This is a genomic window from Pseudomonas chlororaphis subsp. aurantiaca (assembly GCF_013466605.1).
Classification (GTDB): Bacteria; Pseudomonadota; Gammaproteobacteria; order Pseudomonadales; family Pseudomonadaceae; genus Aquipseudomonas; species Aquipseudomonas chlororaphis_I.
In genome coordinates this window covers 6,921,917-6,945,396 of the sequence record NZ_CP059162.1, presented here as the reverse complement: position 1 = coordinate 6,945,396, position 23,480 = coordinate 6,921,917, and the positions used below count along the sequence as shown (strand labels likewise).

Annotated in this window: 20 protein-coding genes and 1 pseudogene; 20 read left to right on the top strand and 1 reads right to left on the bottom strand. The window is 56.6% G+C overall.

Annotated elements, in window-relative coordinates; genetic code table 11:
- Positions 1 to 14: 14 nt before the first annotated feature.
- The 20 genes from H0I86_RS31885 (at position 15) to H0I86_RS31790 (ending at position 23,083) form a co-directional block, all read left to right on the top strand.
- Entirely contained in the window at positions 15 to 812 is a 798-nt protein-coding gene (locus tag H0I86_RS31885) for a ParA family protein (RefSeq protein WP_009051700.1), read from the top strand.
- 9 nt (positions 813 to 821) lie between these two features.
- The gene (locus H0I86_RS31880; protein ID WP_009051699.1) at positions 822 to 1,694 is read left to right on the top strand and encodes a ParB/RepB/Spo0J family partition protein; all 873 of its coding nucleotides are present in this window, start codon (positions 822 to 824) and stop codon (positions 1,692 to 1,694) included.
- A 148-nt stretch (positions 1,695 to 1,842) separates the two neighbouring features.
- The gene (locus H0I86_RS31875) at positions 1,843 to 2,250 is read left to right on the top strand and encodes a F0F1 ATP synthase subunit I (protein WP_180923404.1); all 408 of its coding nucleotides are present in this window, start codon (positions 1,843 to 1,845) and stop codon (positions 2,248 to 2,250) included.
- Between the two features lie 16 nt (positions 2,251 to 2,266).
- Positions 2,267 to 3,136, top strand: a complete 870-nt coding sequence (atpB, locus tag H0I86_RS31870) for a F0F1 ATP synthase subunit A (protein ID WP_007924498.1) — start codon at positions 2,267 to 2,269, stop codon at positions 3,134 to 3,136.
- Between the two features lie 133 nt (positions 3,137 to 3,269).
- On the top strand, positions 3,270 to 3,527 hold the full coding sequence (gene atpE / locus H0I86_RS31865; RefSeq protein ID WP_002555987.1) for a F0F1 ATP synthase subunit C: 258 nt from the start codon (positions 3,270 to 3,272) through the stop codon (positions 3,525 to 3,527).
- A 57-nt stretch (positions 3,528 to 3,584) separates the two neighbouring features.
- Positions 3,585 to 4,055: a F0F1 ATP synthase subunit B gene (locus tag H0I86_RS31860; RefSeq protein WP_023967697.1), complete on the top strand. Its 471-nt coding sequence runs from the start codon at positions 3,585 to 3,587 to the stop codon at positions 4,053 to 4,055.
- 12 nt (positions 4,056 to 4,067) lie between these two features.
- Positions 4,068 to 4,604 carry a F0F1 ATP synthase subunit delta gene (locus H0I86_RS31855; protein WP_007924505.1) on the top strand — a complete coding sequence of 179 codons (537 nt, stop codon included), beginning with the start codon at positions 4,068 to 4,070 and terminating at the stop codon, positions 4,602 to 4,604.
- 21 nt (positions 4,605 to 4,625) lie between these two features.
- Positions 4,626 to 6,170 carry a F0F1 ATP synthase subunit alpha gene (atpA, locus tag H0I86_RS31850; RefSeq protein WP_009051698.1) on the top strand — a complete coding sequence of 515 codons (1,545 nt, stop codon included), beginning with the start codon at positions 4,626 to 4,628 and terminating at the stop codon, positions 6,168 to 6,170.
- Between the two features lie 50 nt (positions 6,171 to 6,220).
- Positions 6,221 to 7,081 carry a F0F1 ATP synthase subunit gamma gene (gene atpG, locus H0I86_RS31845; protein ID WP_007924507.1) on the top strand — a complete coding sequence of 287 codons (861 nt, stop codon included), beginning with the start codon at positions 6,221 to 6,223 and terminating at the stop codon, positions 7,079 to 7,081.
- A 27-nt stretch (positions 7,082 to 7,108) separates the two neighbouring features.
- A complete protein-coding gene (gene atpD / locus H0I86_RS31840) occupies positions 7,109 to 8,485 on the top strand; it encodes a F0F1 ATP synthase subunit beta (protein WP_009041461.1) in 1,377 nt (458 codons plus the stop codon).
- A 45-nt stretch (positions 8,486 to 8,530) separates the two neighbouring features.
- Positions 8,531 to 8,956, top strand: coding sequence for a F0F1 ATP synthase subunit epsilon (locus H0I86_RS31835; protein WP_009051696.1), 426 nt, complete (start codon positions 8,531 to 8,533; stop codon positions 8,954 to 8,956).
- A 114-nt stretch (positions 8,957 to 9,070) separates the two neighbouring features.
- Positions 9,071 to 10,438, top strand: coding sequence for a bifunctional UDP-N-acetylglucosamine diphosphorylase/glucosamine-1-phosphate N-acetyltransferase GlmU (gene glmU / locus H0I86_RS31830; RefSeq protein ID WP_009051695.1), 1,368 nt, complete (start codon positions 9,071 to 9,073; stop codon positions 10,436 to 10,438).
- Positions 10,439 to 10,667: 229 nt separating this feature from the next.
- Positions 10,668 to 11,435 (top strand): DeoR/GlpR family DNA-binding transcription regulator, encoded by a 768-nt coding sequence (locus H0I86_RS31825; RefSeq protein ID WP_007924514.1) that lies wholly within the window; start codon positions 10,668 to 10,670, stop codon positions 11,433 to 11,435.
- Between the two features lie 10 nt (positions 11,436 to 11,445).
- On the top strand, positions 11,446 to 13,278 hold the full coding sequence (glmS, locus tag H0I86_RS31820; RefSeq protein ID WP_081363135.1) for a glutamine--fructose-6-phosphate transaminase (isomerizing): 1,833 nt from the start codon (positions 11,446 to 11,448) through the stop codon (positions 13,276 to 13,278).
- 281 nt (positions 13,279 to 13,559) lie between these two features.
- Entirely contained in the window at positions 13,560 to 14,414 is an 855-nt protein-coding gene (locus H0I86_RS31815) for a TnsA endonuclease N-terminal domain-containing protein (RefSeq protein ID WP_180923403.1), read from the top strand.
- A complete protein-coding gene (locus tag H0I86_RS31810; RefSeq protein ID WP_180923402.1) occupies positions 14,411 to 16,579 on the top strand; it encodes a TnsB C-terminal domain-containing protein in 2,169 nt (722 codons plus the stop codon). Before H0I86_RS31815 ends, H0I86_RS31810 begins: the two co-directional genes overlap by 4 nt.
- The gene (locus H0I86_RS31805) at positions 16,576 to 18,036 is read left to right on the top strand and encodes an ATP-binding protein (RefSeq protein WP_180923401.1); all 1,461 of its coding nucleotides are present in this window, start codon (positions 16,576 to 16,578) and stop codon (positions 18,034 to 18,036) included. The genes H0I86_RS31810 and H0I86_RS31805 overlap by 4 nt, the downstream gene beginning before the upstream one ends.
- Positions 18,037 to 18,051: 15 nt before the next feature.
- Positions 18,052 to 19,713 (top strand): TnsD family Tn7-like transposition protein, encoded by a 1,662-nt coding sequence (locus tag H0I86_RS31800; RefSeq protein ID WP_180923400.1) that lies wholly within the window; start codon positions 18,052 to 18,054, stop codon positions 19,711 to 19,713.
- Between the two features lie 103 nt (positions 19,714 to 19,816).
- A protein-coding gene (locus tag H0I86_RS31795) for an IS3 family transposase (protein WP_373369362.1) occupies positions 19,817 to 21,036 on the top strand; the annotation gives its coding sequence in 2 pieces (ribosomal slippage) (positions 19,817 to 20,162 and positions 20,162 to 21,036; 1,221 coding nt in all).
- A 412-nt stretch (positions 21,037 to 21,448) separates the two neighbouring features.
- Positions 21,449 to 23,083, top strand: coding sequence for a TniQ family protein (locus H0I86_RS31790; protein WP_180923399.1), 1,635 nt, complete (start codon positions 21,449 to 21,451; stop codon positions 23,081 to 23,083).
- A 49-nt stretch (positions 23,084 to 23,132) separates the two neighbouring features.
- Here the strand turns inward: H0I86_RS31790 and H0I86_RS31785 are convergent.
- Positions 23,133 to 23,352: pseudogene (locus tag H0I86_RS31785) on the bottom strand (transposase); the annotation flags it as partial.
- Between the last annotated feature and the right edge of the window lie 128 nt (positions 23,353 to 23,480).

The following is a 23,480-nucleotide window of genomic DNA, read 5'->3' as shown; positions in this document are numbered from 1 at the left end:
GAACACAAGCAAGAATGGCTAAGGTATTCGCGATAGCGAACCAGAAAGGTGGCGTGGGCAAGACCACCACCTGCATCAACCTCGCAGCATCGCTGGTTGCTACCAAGCGCCGGGTGCTGTTGATCGATCTCGATCCACAGGGCAACGCCACCATGGGTAGCGGTGTGGATAAACACGGCCTGGAAAATTCGGTCTACGACCTGCTGATCGGCGAATGCGATCTGGCCCAGGCCATGCACTACTCCGAGCACGGCGGTTATCAACTGCTGCCGGCGAACCGCGACCTGACCGCTGCGGAAGTCGTTCTGCTGGAAATGCAGATGAAGGAAAGCCGTCTGCGCAGCGCCCTGGCGCCAATCCGGGAAAACTACGATTACATTCTGATCGACTGCCCGCCGTCGCTGTCGATGCTCACGCTCAACGCCTTGGTTGCCGCCGATGGGGTAATTATCCCCATGCAGTGCGAGTACTTTGCGCTTGAAGGGCTGAGCGACCTTGTGGATAACATCAAGCGCATCTCCGAATTGCTCAATCCGAACCTCAAGGTCGAAGGCCTGCTGCGGACCATGTACGACCCGCGGCTGAGCCTGATGAACGATGTGTCCGCGCAGCTCAAGGAACACTTCGGCGATCAGCTGTACGACACGGTGATCCCGCGCAACATCCGTCTGGCGGAAGCCCCCAGTTATGGCATGCCGGCGTTGGCCTACGACAAACAGTCCCGCGGTGCCATCGCCTATCTGGCCCTCGCTGGCGAGATGGTTCGTCGGCAACGGAAAAATTCACGCGCAGCCGCTGCCCAGCCAACTTAAGGAATCCCCATGGCCGTCAAGAAACGAGGTCTCGGACGTGGACTGGATGCACTGTTGAGTGGTCCGACTGTCAGCGCACTGGAAGAACAAGCGGTGCAAGCCGATGTGCGCGAGTTGCAGCATCTGCCGCTGGACCTGATCCAGCGCGGCAAGTATCAGCCGCGCCGGGACATGGACCCCCAGGCACTGGAAGAACTGGCGAGCTCGATCAAGAGCCAGGGCGTGATGCAACCGATCGTGGTGCGTCCGATCGGTTCCGGCCGTTTTGAAATCATCGCCGGCGAGCGCCGCTGGCGCGCCAGCCAGCAGGCGGGTCAGGAAACCATCCCGGCGATGGTCCGCGATGTGCCGGACGAAACCGCCATCGCCATGGCGCTGATCGAGAATATCCAGCGCGAAGATCTCAATCCCATCGAGGAAGCGGTTGCCCTGCAGCGCCTGCAGCAGGAATTCCAGCTGACTCAGCAGCAGGTTGCCGAGGCTGTGGGTAAGTCCCGCGTGACCGTAGCCAACCTGCTGCGCCTGATCGCTTTGCCTGAAGTGATCAAGACCATGCTGTCCCACGGCGACCTGGAAATGGGTCATGCCCGTGCCTTGCTGGGTTTGCCGGAAAATCAACAGGTTGAAGGGGCGCGACACGTTGTCGCACGCGGCCTCACCGTACGCCAGACCGAAGCCCTGGTTCGCCAGTGGCTCAGTGGCAAACAACAGCCTGCCGAACCCGTCAAACCCGACCCGGATATCGCGCGCCTGGAGCAGCGCCTGGCCGAGCGCCTGGGCTCTGCGGTGCAGATTCGTCACGGAAAGAAAGGGAAAGGTCAGTTGGTCATCGGGTACAACTCCCTCGATGAGCTTCAAGGCGTCCTTGCACACATCCGCTGAAACATTTCCTCATGTAGCGTGCAGTCGGAAATCACTACCCGGCAGTTGAATAGGGGCTGAACCGCCCCTATACTCTGCGCGCATTTTGTCGGCACAAATTATGCCAAGTTATTGAATTATGGCAGCCGACCCATGAGGAGCAAGAGTGATGGAAACCCGCACGCCAAACCGCTTGCCGTTCCATCGCTTGGCGGTTTTCCCGGTTTTATTGGCTCAATTGGTCGTTTTAATGCTGGCCGCCTTGGCGCTCTGGCAATGGCATGGAGTCGTAGCCGGATACTCAGGCCTTTGCGGGGGGCTGATAGCCTTGCTACCCAATGTGTATTTCGCTCACAGGGCATTTCGGTTTTCCGGCGCCCGAGCAGCTCAAGCCATCGTCCGGTCTTTTTATGCCGGCGAGGCGGGCAAACTGATTTTGACGGCAGTGCTCTTTGCATTGACGTTCGCAGGTGTGAAGCCATTGGCGCCGCTAGCTGTATTCGGCGTCTTCGTGCTGACCCAACTGGTCAGCTGGTTCGCTCCCCTGCTTATGAGAACAAGACTTTCGAGACCTTAGGGCGTTTGAGGCAACCATGGCAGAAACAACCGCTTCGGGCTATATCCAGCACCACTTGCAGAACCTGACCTTCGGTCAGCTACCTAATGGCGGCTGGGGCTTTGCCCACACCGCAGCAGAAGCCAAAGAAATGGGCTTCTGGGCATTCCACGTCGATACCCTCGGCTGGTCTGTGGCGTTGGGTCTGATCTTCGTTCTTCTTTTCCGCATGGCGGCCAAGAAGGCAACTTCCGGTCAGCCAGGTGCTTTGCAGAACTTCGTTGAAGTATTGGTCCAGTTCGTCGATGGCAGCGTGAAAGACAGCTTCCATGGCCGTAGCCCAGTGATTGCACCGCTGGCACTGACCATCTTCGTCTGGGTGTTCCTGATGAACGCCATCGACTTGATCCCGGTCGACTGGATTCCTCAGCTGGCCATCCTGATCTCCGGCGATGCGCACATTCCTTTCCGTGCCGTGTCGACTACCGACCCGAACGCCACGCTGGCCATGGCCTTCTCGGTATTCGCACTGATCATTTTCTACAGCATCAAGATCAAGGGTATCGGCGGTTTCATCGGCGAACTGACCCTGCACCCGTTCGGCAGCAAGAACATCTTCGTTCAGGCGCTGCTGATTCCGGTGAACTTCCTGCTTGAATTCGTGACGCTGATCGCCAAGCCAATCTCCCTGGCACTGCGTCTGTTCGGCAACATGTACGCTGGCGAACTGGTGTTCATCCTGATCGCCGTGATGTTCGGCAGCGGCCTGCTCTGGCTCAGCGGCCTGGGCGTGGTGCTGCAATGGGCGTGGGCTGTGTTCCACATCCTGATCATCACCCTGCAAGCGTTTATCTTCATGATGCTGACCATCGTCTACCTGTCGATGGCGCACGAAGAGAACCATTAAGACCGGTCTCGATCAGTCTGATGTCCCTCCCGGTCAAACGGGAGGGGGCCCGTCTAGGGCACGATGAAACGATTTGTTTTACCGCTTTAATCTAAAAAACCTAAACCATACGACGTAAAAGTCGGGAGGAAAGATGGAAACTGTAGTTGGTCTAACCGCTATCGCTGTTGCACTGTTGATCGGCCTGGGCGCACTGGGTACCGCAATTGGTTTCGGCCTGTTGGGCGGCAAGTTCCTGGAAGGCGCTGCGCGTCAGCCAGAGATGGTTCCAATGCTGCAAGTTAAAATGTTCATCGTTGCCGGCCTGCTCGACGCCGTAACCATGATCGGCGTTGGTATCGCTCTGTTCTTCACCTTCGCGAACCCCTTCGTTGGTCAACTCGCTGGCTAATCACTCGAATTTTCGAGTTGATTGGTGTGATGGACAACGAACGAGCGAGGTGTTGGCGTGAACATTAATGCAACCCTGATTGGCCAGTCCGTTGCGTTCTTCATTTTTGTACTGTTTTGCATGAAGTTCGTGTGGCCTCCGGTCATCGCGGCTTTGCACGAACGTCAGAAGAAGATCGCGGATGGACTGGACGCTGCCAGCCGAGCAGCTCGCGACCTGGAACTGGCCCAAGAGAAAGCGGGTCAGCAACTGCGCGAAGCAAAAGCTCAGGCAGCCGAAATCATTGAGCAAGCCAAGAAACGCGGTAACCAGATCGTCGAAGAGGCTGTTGAAAAAGCCCGTATCGACGCTGACCGTGTGAAGGTTCAGGCTCAGGCCGAGATCGAGCAGGAACTGAACAGTGTCAAAGACGCGCTGCGTGCCCAACTGGGTGTGCTGGCCGTTGGCGGCGCCGAGAAGATCCTGGGCGCCACAATCGATCAAAACGCGCACGCGGAGCTGGTTAACAAACTGGCTGCTGAAATTTAAGCGAGGGCGATCATGGCAGAACTGACCACGTTGGCCCGACCTTACGCTAAGGCGGCCTTCGAGCACGCTCAGGCCCACCAGCAGCTGGCCTCTTGGTCAGCCATGCTCGGCCTGGCTGCAGCGGTGTCGCAAGACGACACCATGCGGCGCGTGCTCAAGGCCCCGCGACTGACGAGCGCAGACAAGGCCGCCACGTTTATCGACGTGTGCGGCGACAAGTTCGATGCCAAGGCACAGAATTTCATCCACGTCGTTGCCGAAAACGACCGTCTCCTGCTTCTGCCGGAGATCGCCGCTCTGTTCGACCTGTACAAGGCCGAGCAAGAGAAGTCGGTAGATGTGGAAGTCACCAGTGCTTTTGCGTTGAACCAAGAACAGCAAGACAAACTCGCCAAGGTTCTCAGTGCACGACTCGACCGGGAAGTGCGCCTGCAAGTTGCGGAGGACGCTGCCCTGATTGGTGGTGTCGTCATCCGCGCCGGCGACCTGGTTATCGATGGCTCGATTCGCGGCAAAATCGCGAAACTTGCCGAAGCATTGAAATCTTGAGTTTGAAGGGGCAGCAGAGCAATGCAGCAACTCAATCCTTCCGAAATAAGTGAAATTATCAAGGGCCGCATCGAAAAGCTCGATGTGACCTCTCAAGCCCGTAACGAAGGCACTGTCGTCAGCGTTTCTGACGGTATCGTGCGGATTCACGGTCTGGCCGACGTCATGTACGGCGAGATGATCGAGTTTCCGGGCGGTGTCTACGGTATGGCACTCAACCTCGAGCAAGACTCCGTAGGTGCCGTTGTACTGGGCGCATACACGACTCTGGCTGAAGGCATGAGCGCCAAGTGCACCGGCCGCATCCTCGAAGTTCCGGTTGGTAAGGAACTGCTGGGTCGCGTAGTCGACGCACTGGGTAACCCAGTTGACGGCAAAGGTCCGCTGAACAACACCGAGACCGACGCGGTCGAGAAAGTTGCTCCAGGCGTGATCTGGCGTAAGTCGGTAGACCAGCCTGTACAGACTGGCTACAAGGCTGTCGATGCCATGATCCCGGTCGGCCGTGGCCAGCGTGAGCTGATCATCGGTGACCGTCAGATCGGTAAGACCGCTCTGGCGATCGACGCGATCATCAACCAGAAAGACAGCGGCATCTTCTGCGTATACGTAGCAGTAGGTCAGAAGCAATCGACCATCGCCAACGTTGTTCGCAAGCTGGAAGAAAACGGCGCTCTGGCCAACACCATCATCGTGGCTGCCAGTGCTTCCGAATCCGCTGCCCTGCAATTCCTGGCACCGTACTCCGGTTGCACCATGGGCGAATACTTCCGCGACCGCGGTGAAGACGCGCTGATCGTTTATGACGATCTGTCCAAGCAAGCAGTGGCTTACCGCCAGATTTCCCTGCTGCTGCGCCGTCCACCAGGCCGTGAAGCTTACCCAGGCGACGTGTTCTATCTCCACTCCCGTCTGCTGGAGCGCGCATCCCGCGTTTCGGAAGAGTACGTAGAGAAGTTCACCAACGGCGCGGTAACTGGCAAGACCGGTTCCCTGACCGCACTGCCGATCATCGAAACCCAGGCTGGCGACGTTTCCGCGTTCGTTCCGACCAACGTGATTTCCATCACCGACGGTCAGATCTTCCTGGAATCGGCCATGTTCAACTCCGGCATCCGTCCGGCAGTGAACGCCGGTGTTTCGGTATCCCGTGTAGGTGGTGCCGCTCAGACCAAGATCATCAAGAAGCTGTCCGGTGGTATCCGTACCGCTCTGGCTCAGTACCGTGAACTGGCGGCATTCGCCCAGTTCGCTTCTGACCTGGACGAAGCGACCCGTAAGCAACTTGAACACGGTCAGCGCGTTACCGAGCTGATGAAGCAGAAGCAATACGCGCCTATGTCCATCGCTGACATGTCGCTGTCGCTGTATGCCGCTGAACGTGGGTTCCTGACTGACGTCGAAATCGCCAAGATCGGTAGCTTCGAACAAGCGCTGATTGCTTACTTCAACCGCGATCACGCCGATTTGATGGCGAAGATCAACGTGAAGGGTGACTTCAATGACGAAATCGACGCTGGCCTGAAAGCCGGTATCGAGAAGTTCAAGGCCACCCAAACCTGGTAAGCCGCAGCGGGGGCCGCGAGGCTCCCGCTTGCTAACCTGATAGGTGTTACATGGCAGGCGCAAAAGAGATTCGCAGTAAGATTGCGAGCATCAAAAGCACGCAAAAGATTACCAGCGCCATGGAAAAAGTGGCGGTCAGCAAAATGCGCAAGGCACAAATGCGCATGGCTGCTAGCCGTCCTTACGCGGAGCGCATCCGCCAGGTTATTGGTCATCTGGCCAACGCCAACCCGGAATATCGCCACCCATTCATGATCGACCGTGCAATCAAGCGCGTCGGTTATATCGTGGTGAGCAGTGACCGTGGTCTGTGCGGTGGTTTGAATACCAACCTGTTCAAGGCTTTGGTCAAGGACATGGCGGTAAACCGCGAAAATGGCGTCGAGATCGATCTGTGCGTGGTTGGCAGCAAAGGTGCGGCTTTCTTCCGTAACTTCGGCGGTAACGTCGTCGCTGCAATCAGCCACCTGGGTGAAGAGCCGTCGATCAATGACCTGATCGGCAGCGTCAAGGTGATGCTGGATGCCTACCTGGACGGCCGGATTGACCGCCTGTCCGTGGTGTCCAACAAGTTCATCAACACCATGACGCAACAGCCTACGGTGGAGCAGTTGATTCCGCTGGTGGCAACCCCGGATCAAGAACTCAAGCACCACTGGGACTATCTCTACGAACCGGACGCCAAAGAGCTGCTTGACGGCTTGATGGTTCGCTACGTGGAGTCGCAGGTCTACCAGGCGGTGGTCGAGAACAACGCGGCTGAACAAGCTGCGCGGATGATCGCGATGAAGAACGCTACCGACAACGCCGGTGATTTGATCAGCGATTTGCAGCTGATCTACAACAAGGCGCGTCAGGCTGCGATCACCCAAGAGATCTCGGAAATCGTCGGCGGCGCTGCCGCGGTTTAACGGTTCAAATATTCAGAGGATCCAGCTATGAGTAGCGGACGTATCGTTCAAATCATCGGCGCCGTTATCGACGTGGAATTTCCACGCGACAGCGTACCGAGCATCTACGACGCCTTGAAGGTTCAAGGCGCCGAAACCACTCTGGAAGTTCAGCAGCAGCTGGGCGACGGCGTGGTACGTACCATTGCGATGGGCTCCACCGAGGGCTTGAAGCGCGGTCTGGACGTCAACAACACTGGCGCAGCCATCTCCGTACCGGTCGGTAAAGCGACCCTGGGCCGGATCATGGACGTACTGGGCAACCCGATCGACGAAGCTGGCCCGATCGGCGAAGAAGAGCGTTGGGGCATTCACCGTCCTGCGCCGACCTTCGCTGAACAAGCTGGCGGCAACGACCTCCTGGAAACCGGCATCAAGGTTATCGACCTGGTTTGCCCGTTCGCCAAGGGCGGTAAAGTCGGTCTGTTCGGTGGTGCCGGTGTGGGCAAAACCGTAAACATGATGGAACTGATCCGTAACATCGCCATCGAGCACAGCGGTTATTCCGTGTTCGCCGGTGTGGGTGAGCGTACTCGTGAGGGTAACGACTTCTACCACGAGATGAAGGATTCCAACGTTCTGGACAAAGTGGCACTGGTATACGGCCAGATGAACGAGCCGCCGGGAAACCGTCTGCGCGTAGCTCTGACCGGCCTGACCATGGCCGAGAAGTTCCGTGACGAAGGTAACGACGTTCTGCTGTTCGTCGACAACATCTATCGTTACACCCTGGCCGGTACCGAAGTATCCGCACTGCTGGGCCGTATGCCTTCGGCAGTAGGTTACCAGCCGACCCTGGCTGAAGAGATGGGCGTTCTGCAAGAGCGTATCACTTCGACCAAGCAAGGCTCGATCACCTCGATCCAAGCGGTATACGTACCTGCGGACGACTTGACCGACCCGTCGCCAGCGACCACCTTCGCCCACTTGGACGCCACCGTCGTACTGTCCCGTGACATCGCTTCCCTGGGTATCTACCCAGCGGTAGACCCACTGGACTCGACTTCCCGTCAGCTGGACCCGAACGTGATCGGCAACGAGCACTACGAAACCGCTCGCGGCGTTCAGTACGTGCTGCAGCGCTACAAAGAGCTGAAGGACATCATTGCGATCCTGGGTATGGACGAACTGTCCGAAGCCGACAAGCAACTGGTATCCCGCGCTCGTAAGATCCAGCGCTTCCTGTCGCAGCCGTTCTTCGTGGCTGAAGTCTTCACTGGTTCTCCAGGCAAATACGTTTCCCTGAAAGACACCATCGCTGGCTTCAAAGGCATCCTCAACGGTGACTACGACCATCTGCCAGAACAAGCGTTCTACATGGTTGGTGGCATCGAAGAAGCGATCGAGAAAGCCAAGAAACTGTAATCCCGGCGCCCGGCAACGGGCGCTAATTTAGGTTGAGGCAAGCAGATGGCTATGACAGTCCATTGCGATATCGTCAGCGCGGAAGGAGAAATCTTCTCCGGTCTGGTCGAGATGGTGATCGCACACGGTGAGCTGGGGGATCTTGGTATCGCCCTGGGTCACGCTCCGCTGATCACTAACCTGAAACCAGGTCCGATCCGCTTGATCAAACAGGGCGGGGAAACCGAGGTGTTCTACATCTCCGGTGGTTTCCTCGAGGTTCAGCCGAACATGGTCAAGGTTCTTGCCGACACCGTGCAGCGTGCTGCCGACCTGGACGAAGCCTCCGCTCAGGAAGCCGTCAAGGCTGCCGAGAAGGCCTTGCATGAAAAAGGCTCGGAGTTCGACTACGGTGCCGCTGCTGCACGTCTGGCCGAGGCCGCAGCCCAGCTGCGCACCGTCCAGCAGATCCGCAAGAAGTTCGGCGGCTAAGCCGCGGGATTTCCGCGTGATTGATTAAAAAGGGTAGCCTCGGCTACCCTTTTTTCTTTTTTGTAATTCACCTCTTGGTCGCAGCCGCCGACCACCCAGGATTGGTAGCCAGTCATGTCTCTCGAAATCGTTATTCTCGCTGCCGGTCAAGGCACCCGCATGCGTTCGTCGTTGCCCAAGGTCCTGCACCCGGTGGCGGGCAACTCCATGCTTGGACATGTTATCCACAGTGCCCGGCAACTCGATCCACAACGCATCCATGTCGTCATCGGTCATGGCGCCGATGCGGTGCGCGAGCGCCTGGCGGCGGATGACCTGAATTTCGTGCTGCAGGACAAGCAGCTCGGCACCGGCCATGCCGTGGCCCAGGCCGTGCCTTTCATCACCGCCGACACCGTGCTGATCCTGTATGGCGATGTGCCGCTGATCGAGGTGGAAACCCTGCAACGCCTGCTCAAGCAGGCAGGTCCTGAGCAACTGGGCCTGCTCACTGTCGAGCTGGCCGATCCGACCGGTTACGGCCGCATCGTGCGTGACGCTGCCGGCAAGGTGGCCGCCATCGTCGAGCAGAAGGACACCAACGAAGCCCAGCGCGCGATCACCGAAGGCAACACCGGCATTCTCGCGGTACCGGCCAATCGCCTCGGCGACTGGATGAGCCGGCTGTCGAACAACAACGCCCAGGGCGAGTATTACCTGACCGACGTGATCGCCATGGCGGTCAGCGACGGCCTGGCGGTGGCCACCGAGCAACCCCACGACGCCATGGAAGTGCAGGGCGCCAACGATCGCAAGCAGCTGGCCGAGCTGGAGCGTCATTACCAGCTGCGGGCGGCCCGCCGTCTGATGGCCCAGGGCGTGACCCTGCGCGATCCTGCGCGTTTCGACGTGCGTGGCGAAGTCAGCGTCGGCCGCGATGTGCTGATCGACATCAATGTGATTCTCGAAGGTCGCGTGGTCATCGAGGACGACGTGGTGATCGGCCCGAACTGCGTGATCAAGGACAGCACCCTGCGCAAGGGCGTGGTGATCAAGGCCAACAGTCATATCGAAGGCGCTGTGCTGGGCGAGGGCAGCGATGCCGGCCCGTTCGCCCGCCTGCGTCCGGGTACCGTCCTTGATGCCCGTGCCCATGTGGGTAACTTTGTCGAGTTGAAGAACGCGCACATGGGCGAGGGCGCCAAGGCCGGGCACCTGGCCTACCTGGGCGATGCCGAGATCGGTGCGCGCAGCAATATCGGCGCCGGCACCATCACCTGCAACTACGATGGCGCCAACAAGCATCGGACGGTGCTGGGCGAAGACGTATTCATCGGTTCCAACAACTCGTTGGTGGCACCTGTGGATATCCAGGATGGCGCCACTACGGCGGCCGGTTCCACCATCAACCAGACTGTGGAAAAAGCCCAGCTGGCTGTGGCCCGTGCCCGGCAGAAGAACATCGACGGCTGGAAACGCCCGGTGAAAATCAAGAAGAGCTGAGTTATCCACAGTCCGATGCAAGGTCGGTGCTGTTCGTTCTGCCTATCGTGAGCAAACTCGCGGCTACAGGATTGATACCCATCTTCCTGTAGCCCGCGAAGCGCCATCCCTGTGGATAGTTTCTTCAGGCTGTTATCCACAGCATTTTTTTCATTTCCCTCGCTTGACGAATTTCCGGCAATAGGTTTTGATTGCTTCCGTTATCTTTCGAATCGAAACTTAAGTGCTCATGTCGAAACGCAACACCCCCCAACGACGCCACAATATTCTCGCCTTGCTCAATGAACAGGGTGAAGTGAGTGTGGACGAGTTGGCTAAACGCTTCGAAACTTCGGAAGTTACGATCCGTAAGGACCTGGCGGCCCTGGAGAGCAACGGCCTGTTGCTGCGGCGCTACGGCGGCGCAATCACCATGCCGCAGGAACTGGTTGGCGATATCGGCCAGCCGGTCTCCCGCTACAAACAAGCCATCGCCCGCGCGGCGGTGGCGCGGATTCGCGAACACGCACGCATCATCATCGACAGCGGCAGTACCACCGCGGCCATGATCCCCGAACTCGGCCAGCAGCCGGGCCTGGTGGTGATGACCAACTCGTTGCATGTGGCCAATGCCTTGAGCGAACTGGAGCACGAGCCGGTGCTGTTGATGACCGGCGGCACCTGGGACCCCCATTCCGAGTCGTTCCAGGGGCAGGTCGCCGAGCAGGTATTGCGTTCCTACGACTTCGACCAGCTGTTTATCGGTGCCGATGGCATCGATCTGGTGCGCGGGACCACCACCTTCAACGAATTGCTCGGCCTGAGCCGGGTGATGGCCGAGGTGGCGCGGGAAGTCGTGGTGATGGTCGAGGCCGACAAGATCGGCCGCAAGATTCCCAACCTGGAGCTGCCCTGGAGCAGCGTCCATACCCTTATTACCGATGATCGCCTGCCTGCAGAGGCCCGCGACCAGATTCAAGCCCGCGGCATCACGCTGATTTGCGCGGCAGTCATCTAGGAGAGAAACCATGTGTGGAATTGTTGGCGCCGTCGCTGAGCGGAATATCACGGCCATCCTGCTCGAAGGCCTCAAGCGTCTCGAATACCGCGGCTACGACAGCGCCGGGGTGGCGGTCCTGACCAACGATGGCAAGCTCGAGCGCATGCGTCGTCCGGGCAAGGTCAGCGAGCTGGAGCAGGCCCTGGCCGGCGAGCCGCTGGTCGGTCGCCTGGGCATCGCCCACACCCGCTGGGCCACTCACGGCGCGCCGTGCGAACGCAACGCCCACCCGCATTTCTCCGGTGACCTGGCAGTCGTCCATAACGGCATCATCGAGAACCATGAAGCCCTGCGCGAGCAGCTCAAAGGCCTGGGTTATGTGTTCACTTCGGACACCGACACCGAAGTCATCGCTCACCTGCTGGACCACAAGATCAAGGACCTGGGCGACCTGACCGTGGCCCTGAAAGCCACCGTCAAGGAGCTGCACGGCGCCTATGGCCTGGCTGTGATCAGCGCCAACCAGCCGGACCGCCTGGTCGCCGCCCGCAGCGGCAGCCCGCTGGTGATCGGCCTGGGCCTGGGTGAAAACTTCCTGGCTTCCGACCAACTGGCCCTGCGCCAGGTAACCGACCGCTTCATGTACCTGGAAGAGGGCGATATCGCCGAGATTCGCCGCGACAGCGTGCAGATCTGGGATGTCGACGGCAAACTGGTCGAGCGCGAAGCCGTGCAATACCGTGACGGTGCCGAAGCCGCCGAGAAAGGCGAGTTCCGCCACTTCATGCTCAAGGAAATCCACGAGCAGCCAGCCGTGGTGCAACGCACCCTCGAAGGCCGCCTGAGCCCGAACCAGGTGCTGGTCCAGGCCTTCGGTCCACAGGCCGCCGAGCTGTTCGCCAAAGTGCGCAATGTGCAGATCGTCGCCTGCGGTACCAGCTACCACGCCGGCATGGTTGCCCGTTACTGGCTGGAAGAGCTGGCCGGGATTCCGTGCCAGGTCGAAGTGGCCAGCGAATTCCGCTACCGCAAGGTGGTGGTGCAGCCGGACACCCTGTTCGTGACCATCTCCCAGTCCGGCGAAACTGCCGACACCCTGGCCGCCCTGCGTAATGCCAAGGAGCTGGGTTTCCTCGCCAGCCTGGCGATCTGCAACGTCGGCATCAGCTCGCTGGTGCGTGAATCCGACCTGACCCTGCTGACCCAGGCCGGTCGCGAGATCGGCGTGGCCTCCACCAAAGCCTTCACCACCCAGCTGGTGGGCCTGCTGTTGCTGACCCTGTCCCTGGGCCAGGTCCGCGGCACCCTGGGCGAAGGCGTCGAAGCCACCCTGGTGGAAGAACTGCGGCGTTTGCCGACCCGCCTGGGCGAAGCCCTGGCGATGGACAGCACGGTGGAGAAAATCGCCGAGCTGTTCGCCGAGAAGCACCACACCCTGTTCCTCGGTCGTGGCGCGCAATTCCCGGTGGCGATGGAAGGAGCACTCAAGCTCAAGGAAATCTCCTACATCCACGCCGAAGCCTACCCGGCCGGCGAGCTCAAGCACGGTCCGCTGGCCCTTGTGGATAACGACATGCCGGTGGTCACCGTGGCGCCGAACAACGAGCTGCTGGAAAAGCTCAAGTCCAACCTGCAGGAAGTCCGCGCCCGTGGCGGCGAGCTGATCGTCTTTGCCGACGAGCAGGCCGGCATGACCAACGGCGAGGGCACGCATGTTATCCACATGCCGCATATCCACGACATCCTGTCGCCGATCCTCTACACCATCCCGCTGCAACTGCTGTCGTATTACGTCGCGGTACTCAAGGGCACTGACGTCGACCAGCCGCGCAACCTGGCCAAGTCGGTGACGGTGGAGTGAGTTATCCACAACCGGGCTGATTTTGGTTTTTAACAATAAAGATTGACACACAACAATAAAGAGTGACACCTAGAAACATAGATTGACACAAAACATAAACCCCCATATTTATGGGGGTTTTGCTTTTCCAGGCTTTTCCTTTGGTCTGGATTCATCGCTTCGATTTTCAGCGGGTGTAGGCTAGGAAATTCCAAAATAAGGTCGCTGCGGCGGTCATTTTCTCCTACGACTATTTTCCCGGCGTGAGTTGAAGCGGTTCGCGTGGACTGAGGAGGCGTGGGTTGCGAGGTCGCAGATTTGCATCACAGCAGGACATTGAACGGCACATTGCAAATGGATTTGGCGGAGGTGCCGGAGCGAGTTACGTGCCTTGGCTGCGGGTACAGGATGTCCCGTCGATAGGACGTTCACACAAGATCCAAGGGGTGACGGTCGAGCGGATCCACCACCTTCTGTCAGATCTCGAGCGGTCTTATTTCCTTGTGTGCGAATTTTCTGAAGACGTCGTGGATATCCGCGAGCAATACCCCTTGCTCCCCACAGAGCGCGCGCAAGCGATTGCAAACTCGATAGGTGTACGTTATCCGAGATACCCTAAAACCACGTTGCCGTATGTGATGACAACAGACTTCCTCTTGACTGTTAGAGAGTTAAACGGAAACTTTAAATCGGTCGCTAGAACGGTTAAGTATCGTTCTGATTTGGTGGGTAAAGGATGCAAGCGCACGCTTGAAAAACTTGAGGTTGAAAGACGCTTTTGGCAAAGCCAAGGTGTTGATTGGAACATCGTTACAGAGGAGTTTTTTACTCCGGATTTGATAAAAAATCTTGGAATGCTCAGAAAATACGCCAGGCTACCTCGTGATTTAATGAGGATACCACTGCATGTGAATTTCATTGAGTGCTTGGAAGGTAGCAAGGATTACCAGTGGACCTTGGCCACATGTTTAAGGAAAATCGCGTCCCATTTATCCATGTCCTATATCGATGCTCAAAGAGTATTTTTCTATCTAGTCTGGAACAAGGTGCTTAAGATTGACTTAGTGAGTGCTCCTCTCTTCCTCACTTCGCTAGTTCCGGATTTTGAAGTTTTCCAGATGCCACTCCAAGCATCTTTGCAGGAGAGGAAGTCATGAGTGTTTTCCTAAATGGCGTTTTTGAGCCGGTTACCGATTTGTCGGTCATCACTGCGATAGTCAGAATTATTTACATCGATGAAAAGCATGATGTGGCATTTGTAATAGATCTAGCTGACCCTCCTCGGCGGCCGTACGCTGTTGGTCTTGAGGAACTTCGTCGTTCATTGGCGTCGGGTGACACGAAGCCCGTAACCATCGCCACGCCAGAATTCATGCTTGTGCTTGAGGACCAGCTGGATGAGAAAGCGAAGACAGGCCGAGACGAAAAGTGGGCCATCATCGCCCCTCTGTTAGATCCTGACTATCCAGGGCAACTTTTTGTTCGGGGTGAGCTGGGCCGGTTGGTGGGCAGGAGAGCGTCAGAGCTGGGGATTCAGCGGAAAACCATTTATCGGCTTCTTTACCGTTATTGGGTTTATGGCCAAGTTCGCAACGCATTGCTTAATAACTATTCGTCGGTGGGTGTTGCTAATAGGAAATATGACCCGAGCAGGCCCCCAGGGCGAAAGCCGAAGTTTCAGGGTGTACTTATTCCACCTTCCAAGATGCTCAACGCGATTGATAAGCGATGCATTCGAGTGGGGTATGCCCTTTACGTAAATGATTCAAAGTCCTCCATTTCCAGTGCTTACGATGAAATGCTGAGGAGATTTTATTCGGTTCGAGACATCTCTAAGAAAAGCGTAGAGGAACTTCGCCTGCTCCCTAGTTTAGAGATGCCCAGCTTGAGGCAGTTTAGGTATTGGGGCCAAATTTTCTTCGATGAGGTTGAGACTGAGCGGGGACGCAAAGGGTTGAGGAAGTGGCTTAAAGACTGTCGTCCACTTTCTGGTACAGTTCGCGATTGGCTGCGTGGGCCTTGTCATCAGTTCGAAATCGACGCAACCATTGCCGACATTTATTTGGTCAACAGCTACTCTAGGCGGATGCTCATAGGTCGGCCTGTAGTTTATATCGTCGTTGATAGTTTTTCCGGCATGATTGTTGGCCTCTATGTAGGGTTGGAAGGCCCCAGTTGGAATGGGGCCAGGCAGGCGTTGTTCAATGCTTTTACCTCCAAAGTCGAGTTTTGCGCGCAGAATGGCGTTGATATCAACTCGGAGGACTGGGATTGTCACCACTTGCCCCACCAGATTTACGCCGACAGGGGCGAGATGCTGTCGCTAGCAGCAGAGGGGCTTTCGTCAGGCTTGGGCATAGAGATGGGCACTGCTCCACCTTTCCGGCCAGATTGGAAGCCGATGGTCGAGAGTCGGTTTGGCATTTTGAATGATCTAACCGGAATCAGATGGCTACCAGGCGGGGTAGCTGCGCGCGACAAAGAGCGAGGCGAGCGAGATTACCGGCTCGACGCCACGCTCAACCTGAAAGAGTTCACCCAGATCATCATCAAATGCGTCCTCCACTATAACCGGCATCATCGGCAGCCTGACCGGCTGACTCAGGCGATGATGAATGATGGCGTTGAGCCTACGCCCAGCGGCATATGGACTTGGGCGGCCGAGAACGAACTGATCGAACCCAACAAACGCCCCGACGAGCTGGTTTACCTCCACCTGTTGCCCCGGGAGCGCGCGACGGTTCAAAAGGGCGGTGTGATGTTCCGCAGCATGCACTATGTCTGCGAAATGGCTGTAGAGAAAGACTGGTTTGCCAAGGCTCGCAGACGGGGGGTCTGGTCGATAGAGTGTTGGTACGACCCGAACTCCGCGGCGCACATTTGGATACAGGGTGATACCAAGCAGTTCATCCGCTGTGATCTTCGACGGTCGGATGCCAGTTACGCGAATTATCGCTCGGACGAGATCTATGATCTGCTCGAAGCCTATCGCCAAAAACCACCTGCTCTCCGGCGCGCCGAGCTGGAAAGCCGTGTGCAGCTCAGCGACCAGGTCCACCAGATCATCAGCAATGCACTCGAAGAGCGGAAGCTGGAACCTGCTCCGGCTACCAAGGCCGAGGCCACGGGGAACATCCGTGAAAACCGCGCCGAAGAACGGCTCCGGGAGCGTGAAAAATCGGTTGTTCCTGATGGTGTCCGGGCGGAGCCTGTTCCAGTTGAATCTGAACCGGAACCGAAAGCAAATGACTCATATGCCGGCCCGCGCACTGCGCAGGTTATCGATTTGCTCAAAAGAATTCGGCCAGGACAGACGCAATGAAAGGCGCGAAGACGTTTGCCAATTACATCAAGCAGGATATTCGGGAGTACGCTGGGAATCCGCTGATCGAAGCTTTGCCCCCGATACTTTCGGAAGGGGCGGCTATTGAGCTGATCTCGAATTTTCCTCAGCCGGTGGACCCGAAAGAGCTGATCCTCGAAGGGGCCACCCGAATACACTGCATCGACCGTTTGAGAACGGTGGTTCAGCCGTTTTTGCTGCACCTGGAACTGGAGGCCCAGTTCTCACTGCTCATCCGCCGTGGGTATGTTGGGCGTAATCCGACGTCACCCGCTACTGTTAGGCATCTACATTCCTTATCGGGGGCTCAGCGTTACCACGATGCCTTCAAGTCCACTGCAGAAACGTTCACCGTCGTCGGCCTGAGCGGCATTGGGAAGTCGACGGCGCTCCACGCCATCTTGAGCCTTTATCCACAGACGATTCGTCACGAGCGCTATGAGGGCAGACAGTTTGTCCATACCCAAATCACTTGGCTCAAGCTCGACTGCCCTCGGGATGGATCGCTGGCTGGGTTCTGCCAGCAGTTTTTTTATGCGGTTGGTGACGCTTTGGGGGACAAGGACTACCACAAGCGCTACAGGCACCGGAACATCAACGATGCGCTACAACAGATGGAGCAGGTGGCCAGTACGTTTTTCATCGGCGCCTTGTTGATCGACGAGCTGCAAAACCTCCACCTGGCGAAAACCGGTGGCAAGGAGAGCATGCTGAATTTCTTTCTGCACCTGGTGAACAACATCGGTATTCCGGTCGTTTTCAGTGGCACGAACTCGATGATCAGCCTGTTCTCAGAAGTCATGCGTACTGCCCGCCGAGTCTGTGGTGCCGGAACGCTCGAATTCAAACGCTTTGAGAAGGATGACGAGGAGTGGCGGCTGCTGGTTGAAAATCTCTGGAGCTATCAGTGGTGCAAGCAGACGGCGGATCTGACCGACGAGATTTTCGACACACTGTACGAGCACACCCAAGGCGTCACAGATTTCCTCGTCAAGCTGTTGGTGTTGAGTCAGCGGTATGCAGTTCAGAGTAGCTCGGAGTGTTTGACTGCCAAGATCATAGCGAAGGTGAGCAACTCCAAGATGCAGATCCTGAAGCCGGCCCTGTCAGCTCTGCGCAGCCGAGATCCGAAGCGGATGCGACAGTTCGACGATCTGCTGCCGATTGAGGAGCAACTGAACGACATGATGGTGTTCGACGGATTGGCACGAGCGGACCGCCTTTCTCTGCTTCGAAGTGTTGTGCCGCGTGAAAAGCCGGCAGTCCCGTCTCCAGCAGTTTTCGCGAAAGAGCACCAAGCACCGGCTGCTGTTGCAGTGGAAACCTCAGAGGCTAAAGCGCTGAGTGAACACAATGTTCCCCTCGACGCTCTGCGGGCTGCAGGTTGGCTGAACAACGACCTATTTGAGTTCTCACTGATGTATCGCAAAGAGTGAGTCGGAGGTGGTGAAGTGGACCTCAAACTCCATTTCTTCCCCACAGCATTCCCAGACGAGACGCTTCACAGCGTGATTTCTCGTTATGCGCGTCTTTGCGGTGTTCATAGCTGTCAAGCAGCCTTCGCCGGCGTGAGATCAGCGCCGGCCTTTTCGCAGAATGTGGCCTTCCCAAGTCGGTTGGGGGATCTTGTCGAGGTGCTACCCAGCGGTACCGAGCTATCGGTAGCCGAGGTTATCACGCACCACACGCTATTTCCCTACTATGCGCCTTTCCTAAGTGAGAGCCAGATAGAACACGCCCGAGCGTCGATGACCGGTGATGGTAGAGGGCTGATGCTGAAACTGGGTGTCAACGCGAGTCGTGTTGGATTCGCCTCCAGAGTGCGGTTTTGCGCGGAGTGCATTGCCCAAGATCAGGTTCAAGGGGGAGTCGCTTACTGGCATAGGGTTCACATGCTTCCAGGCGTGCTAGTGTGTCCGCATCACGGCATGTTACTCAGGATCCTGGATCATCGCTGGTCCAGTCGCAACTCTCGACAACTCAACCTGCCTGGTGACGAGAGTGTGCAAGCACACACGGTTCTGCTTGATATCCCATCGCTGTGCATACCAGCACTCCACGACATAGCGTTGCGCTCGCTTCAGGTGCTCGAATCTGGGGTCAGCGCTTTGTCGGCATGTGCGGTGCGCTATGCGCTTCTACAAGGGGCAACGGAACTCCACCTTGTATCTGGAAACCATCGCTTGCATCTGCAAATGCTGGCACAGCACATGGCCAATTTTTTTGCAGCATTCCCGCGTGCGTGGGAGTTTTCTGTACTCCGCGAAGCTCGTAAGGGTATACCCGCCACATGGGTCACTAAACTGCTCCGCAAGCCAATCACTTCTCACCACCCGCTCAAATACATTCTAATGGCCAGCGCACTTAGGGTGGACATGGAGAGCGTGCTGCATGTTGGGCGATTATTTGAGCCGGAGTTGGCGTCTGATCCGAAAACTCACATATCGAAGGGCGTTTCACCGGCGATTCCCAGCGACGGCCTGGACTGCTCATCGACGGCTGTGTGGAAAAATGCTCTAGCGGGAGCCGATGCCAGAAAGATTGCAGCTGTACTAGGCGTTTCCCTGGCGTACGTCTATCGTCGCATCCGCGACACGGCCGATGGGCCAGAGGCCTGGAGGGAGGCTAGGTTTCTAACGGAGCTTCGCGAAAGGCGAATGGCCTTCGAGGTTGATTATCGCGATCACAAGGCCCATTCCTGCCGGGGATATGCCTGGTTGTATCGTCGTGATAGGCGTTGGTTGTCGAAATGCACTGCGAGCCAAAGCGTCCACCGTGCGCCTAGAACGAATAGCGTCGACATGTTCGCGGCCCTCGATGTGAAGCTAGCCAGAGAAGTCGGACAGTGTGCCAAAGCACTTCGTGCACTGCCCGGAAAACCTGTTCGAGTTTCACGTACCAGGATTGGTCGGGAACTTCACGTACTGTCCCGCTTTGAAAAGCAGATATCCAAGCTACCTCTCTGTGCAGCAGCACTCGACAAGGTCTGTGAGTCAATCGAAGCCTTTCACGATCGGCGTTTGCGGTGGGCGAGGCGCAAATTGCTCTCGGAGGGGAAGCTAGTCACACGATCTTCGCTCTACAGGGCAGCTAGCATTAGGCTCACGATGTAGTCAGCCGATCATGACGCATCACCATAAACTCCCTGAACGAGCCCCATGAAAGACAGGACACTGTTTCCCCCTTACGATAAGGGATAGGCAAACGGTTATGTTTATGACTAACAGCAACGATAAGAGTGGGGAGCTTTTGGGCCAGGAGCGGCGGCGCCGCTGGAGCCCAGAGCAAAAGCTGGCCATGGTTCGCGAGAGCCTTGAGCCAGGACAAAGTGTGTCGGTCGTCGCTCGGCGCAACGGCATCAATGCCAATCAGCTGTTCTTGTGGCGCAAGCTGTATCAGGACGGCAGCCTGTCGGCGGTCAGTGCTGGCGAAGCCGTGGTGCCTGCCTCCGAGCTGAGCGATGCGCTCAAGCAGATCCGTGAACTGCAACGGATGCTGGGCAAGAAAACGATGGAAGCCGAAATCCTCAAAGAGGCCGTGGAGATCGCCCGGTCGCGAAAATGGATTGCGCACTCACCCTTGTTGCCGGGGGACGACCAGTGAAGCTGGTCAGCGAATGTCTCGGTGTGGCGCGCTCGCAATTAACGGTTCGAATCAAGCAATCGGTATCGCCCAAAGTACGGCGAAGTAGGCCTGTGGACGATGCTGCGCTGGTGGTCGAAATCCAGCAACAGGTCAGCGAGCTTCCCAGCTATGGCTACCGTCGTGTCTGGGGATTGCTGCGTCGCGCCCGTGAAACCCAGTCGCTGCCGGCGATCAACGTGAAACGAGTTTACCGGGTCATGCGTGATCACAACTTGCTGTTGGAACGTCGACTCAAACAGCCCGGCGTGCCGCGTCGGCACGAAGGCCGTATTGCGGTGAAAACCAGCGATACGCGTTGGTGCTCGGACGGCTTTGAGTTCCGCTGCGAGGACGGGGCCAAACTGAGCGTGACCTTCGCCCTGGACTGCTGTGATCGCGAGGCCATCGGCTGGGTCGCGAGCCCGACCGGGTACAGCGGCGATGATATCCGCGACTTGATGCTGGAAAGCGTGGAGAAGCGCTTTGGTGATCAACTGCCCGTCACGCCGGTGCAATGGCTAAGCGACAACGGCTCGGCGTACACCGCCGAACAGACACGCCTGTTTGCTCGACAGATCGGCTTGCAGCCGGTGACCACCCCGGTGCGCAGCCCGCAGAGCAACGGCATGGCCGAGAGCTTCGTGAAGACGATCAAGCGTGACTACGTGGCGCACATGCCCAAGCCGGATCGAGAAACGGCGTTGCGTAACTTGGCAATTGCCTTCGAGCATTACAACGAGCAGCATCCGCACAGCGCCTTGAATTACCGTTCACCGAGGGAGTTCAGGCGCTTGGCGCCAGCATCAATTTAACGGGGAGTTGGTGTCCGGTTTTGTAGGGGCAAGTCCACTCCCACACTCACCATCTCTTGGCAGATGGTCCAATACATGAAACATTTCCACCCTCTGAAATAGCCGCGGCATCCGCTTGGAGGCGGCGAATCACCTAGGTAAATAATGTTTTTACGCGGCAACCACCTGAATCAAAATTTTGTTATTACCAAGCGCTGAATTGACGCGCATCGCATTATCAATACGTGTTTTGCATCTAGGTAATACTATTGCGATAACGGTTAGGTAAATACACAACGTGTCACGGCTAAGCGGAGCCTCATGTTGTGTAAATTTTTCAAAAATCCAGATCCCGGTACAGGATTTGATGTGTTACATATATGTTGACCACTGGATGCACGTCCTTTTCGAGCCCTACTTTGTTAGTCGGTAAATGATGTCTGATCTACTATTTTTCCCCGTGTCGATGCCGGATGAAATGCTGCACTCTCGTATCACTCGCTATCACTTCCTATCAGGCAATAGAACCGCGGCAGAAACTTACCGCGATCTGTTCGGCTCCAAACCGTTTTGTATTGGCGGAATCGTACCTAAGCAGATCGAGGGGCTAGCCGACAGGCTGCCGGGTCAATCGGAGACCAATCTCGGAGAGCTGATCAGTAGCAACACGACTTTTCCGGCATACAGACCTTTTCTGGGGGTTAGACAAGGACCGGAGAACAATGCAGGACCGCTCAGTTTTGACGGGGTAGTCCGGATTCCCCGCCGAGAGGAGTCCATCCATGGAAAGGCTAAGCTCTGCCCTACCTGCGTTCAGGAGGATCTGATTGATATGGGTTATGCCTACTGGCATCGATCGCACCATATACCTGGTGTTGCCGTCTGCTGGCGTCACGGGGACTCGCTAATCCATGCTTGCCCCAAGTGCTCTCACCCGTTCTATCGAAAATTAAGGCTACTTCCGAATCTGACTGAGCCATGCGCATGCGGTTGGAGCCCACTCAACGCTACAACGACACGCAAGGGCTCCAATCTTGAAAAAAAAATTGCGCTATTCGCACACGATATTCTGCAACGAAATATTCCGCCAATTGGCAGTGCTGTATTGAGTTCTTGCTATGTGCGGCAGTGTAAGAAACGCGGATTTATATTTGGAAACAATGCAGGTATCGCAAAACTTTTTGGGAGTATTCAAGGTGCTTATGGCGATGAGCTTTTATCACAGATTGACCCAGCCTATAATAATGGGAAGCATGAGCAATGGATTAGGCTGAAATCAGATAAAGGTCAGCTAAATATGCCACTCGCGCGGCATTTGATTATCGCGCTGCATTTATTCGCGAGCGCTGATGACTTCGAGGGAGCACTGAAGAAAGAGTCTATTCTGCTGAGTGCTTCAACTTCGCTTCGACCTTCCAGGAGCGAGGAACCGCAACCTGATAAAAAGACTAGATATCGCAAAAAAGTTGAGATGCTTTTGGCGCTGCGTTCTGACGCTAACGTGGAGTATCTCTGGAAGAAAGCCTATAAGCCTACTCAGTGGATTACAGAAAACGATAACGCATGGTTGATGGCAAAACTCCGGGCACCGAAGGAGGTTGCGGTCACGGTTGAGAAGACTGCCGACTTACGAGACGCTGCGTATGCAGCACTTATCGAAGCGGGCGTGGATGAGCTGTACAGAGTTACGAAAGATCTGAAGAGGGTGAACATTCGTAATCTGCAAACGCTGCTCCCAAGTTCGTTGCCTCATGGCCAAAGTCTGCGTAAACAGAGGTTCCCCCTGACTTATCAACAGATCAAGCTTCATCAGGAGTCAGTCTGGCATTTCCGATTAAGGACCTTGGTGTGGACCATCTCCGAACTCGCAAGGATGAAGCTCCCCATGAATTACACGACTGTAAGATTGACTTCAGTGGTAGCAAGCAAGGTGTTCCTAGTATTTTCCAGTTTCTTTGAGTGGGATCTAGAAAGCTTCGCAAGAACAGGCGTGAAAGCAGAGGCCTTGCTCAAGTCGACCGGCGTATCAAGGAATTGGGAGGGACCACCGGTTGCGATAAGCTTTTGAGGGCATCTGTGTCTCATCAGCATAAGCGCGCCTCTGGTTACAGAAGCCGCACCCGCTTGAGTTCAGCCCGTAGCTCACGCAATTCGGCTTGCTGGTCATCGTCTCGCTGACGCTGGTTTTGGGGTTTGCTGTAGAGCTTGATCCAGGTGTAAAGGTTATGAACGAATATCCCCAGACGCTCGGCGACATCAGCGATAGGCTTGCCCCTTCTCGGCCACTTGCTTGACCGCTTCGATCTTGAACTCTTCGGGGCAACACTGACGACTCATGGCACCTCCTATTTGGGCCTCATTATGAGGCTTGGAGGTGTCTAGGAAACCAGGGGCGATTCAAAAGGCATCGGCACGAAATGTTCACGCGCTAAAATAAAGCTGGCGTGACGATGAGTATTCTCATA

What these genes read in the sequence shown, in the direction of transcription:
- H0I86_RS31875 (WP_180923404.1), top strand. Translation starts at nt 1,843, where the DNA reads ATGGAAACCCGCACGCCAAACCGCTTGCCGTTCCATCGCTTGGCGGTT.
- H0I86_RS31885 (WP_009051700.1), top strand. Translation starts at nt 15, where the DNA reads ATGGCTAAGGTATTCGCGATAGCGAACCAGAAAGGTGGCGTGGGCAAG.
- H0I86_RS31825 (WP_007924514.1), top strand. Translation starts at nt 10,668, where the DNA reads ATGTCGAAACGCAACACCCCCCAACGACGCCACAATATTCTCGCCTTG.
- H0I86_RS31805 (WP_180923401.1), top strand. Translation starts at nt 16,576, where the DNA reads ATGAAAGGCGCGAAGACGTTTGCCAATTACATCAAGCAGGATATTCGG.
- atpA (WP_009051698.1), top strand. Translation starts at nt 4,626, where the DNA reads ATGCAGCAACTCAATCCTTCCGAAATAAGTGAAATTATCAAGGGCCGC.
- H0I86_RS31835 (WP_009051696.1), top strand. Translation starts at nt 8,531, where the DNA reads ATGGCTATGACAGTCCATTGCGATATCGTCAGCGCGGAAGGAGAAATC.
- atpD (WP_009041461.1), top strand. Translation starts at nt 7,109, where the DNA reads ATGAGTAGCGGACGTATCGTTCAAATCATCGGCGCCGTTATCGACGTG.
- H0I86_RS31880 (WP_009051699.1), top strand. Translation starts at nt 822, where the DNA reads ATGGCCGTCAAGAAACGAGGTCTCGGACGTGGACTGGATGCACTGTTG.
- atpE (WP_002555987.1), top strand. Translation starts at nt 3,270, where the DNA reads ATGGAAACTGTAGTTGGTCTAACCGCTATCGCTGTTGCACTGTTGATC.
- H0I86_RS31790 (WP_180923399.1), top strand. Translation starts at nt 21,449, where the DNA reads ATGATGTCTGATCTACTATTTTTCCCCGTGTCGATGCCGGATGAAATG.
- glmS (WP_081363135.1), top strand. Translation starts at nt 11,446, where the DNA reads ATGTGTGGAATTGTTGGCGCCGTCGCTGAGCGGAATATCACGGCCATC.
- H0I86_RS31855 (WP_007924505.1), top strand. Translation starts at nt 4,068, where the DNA reads ATGGCAGAACTGACCACGTTGGCCCGACCTTACGCTAAGGCGGCCTTC.
- atpG (WP_007924507.1), top strand. Translation starts at nt 6,221, where the DNA reads ATGGCAGGCGCAAAAGAGATTCGCAGTAAGATTGCGAGCATCAAAAGC.
- glmU (WP_009051695.1), top strand. Translation starts at nt 9,071, where the DNA reads ATGTCTCTCGAAATCGTTATTCTCGCTGCCGGTCAAGGCACCCGCATG.
- atpB (WP_007924498.1), top strand. Translation starts at nt 2,267, where the DNA reads ATGGCAGAAACAACCGCTTCGGGCTATATCCAGCACCACTTGCAGAAC.
- H0I86_RS31810 (WP_180923402.1), top strand. Translation starts at nt 14,411, where the DNA reads ATGAGTGTTTTCCTAAATGGCGTTTTTGAGCCGGTTACCGATTTGTCG.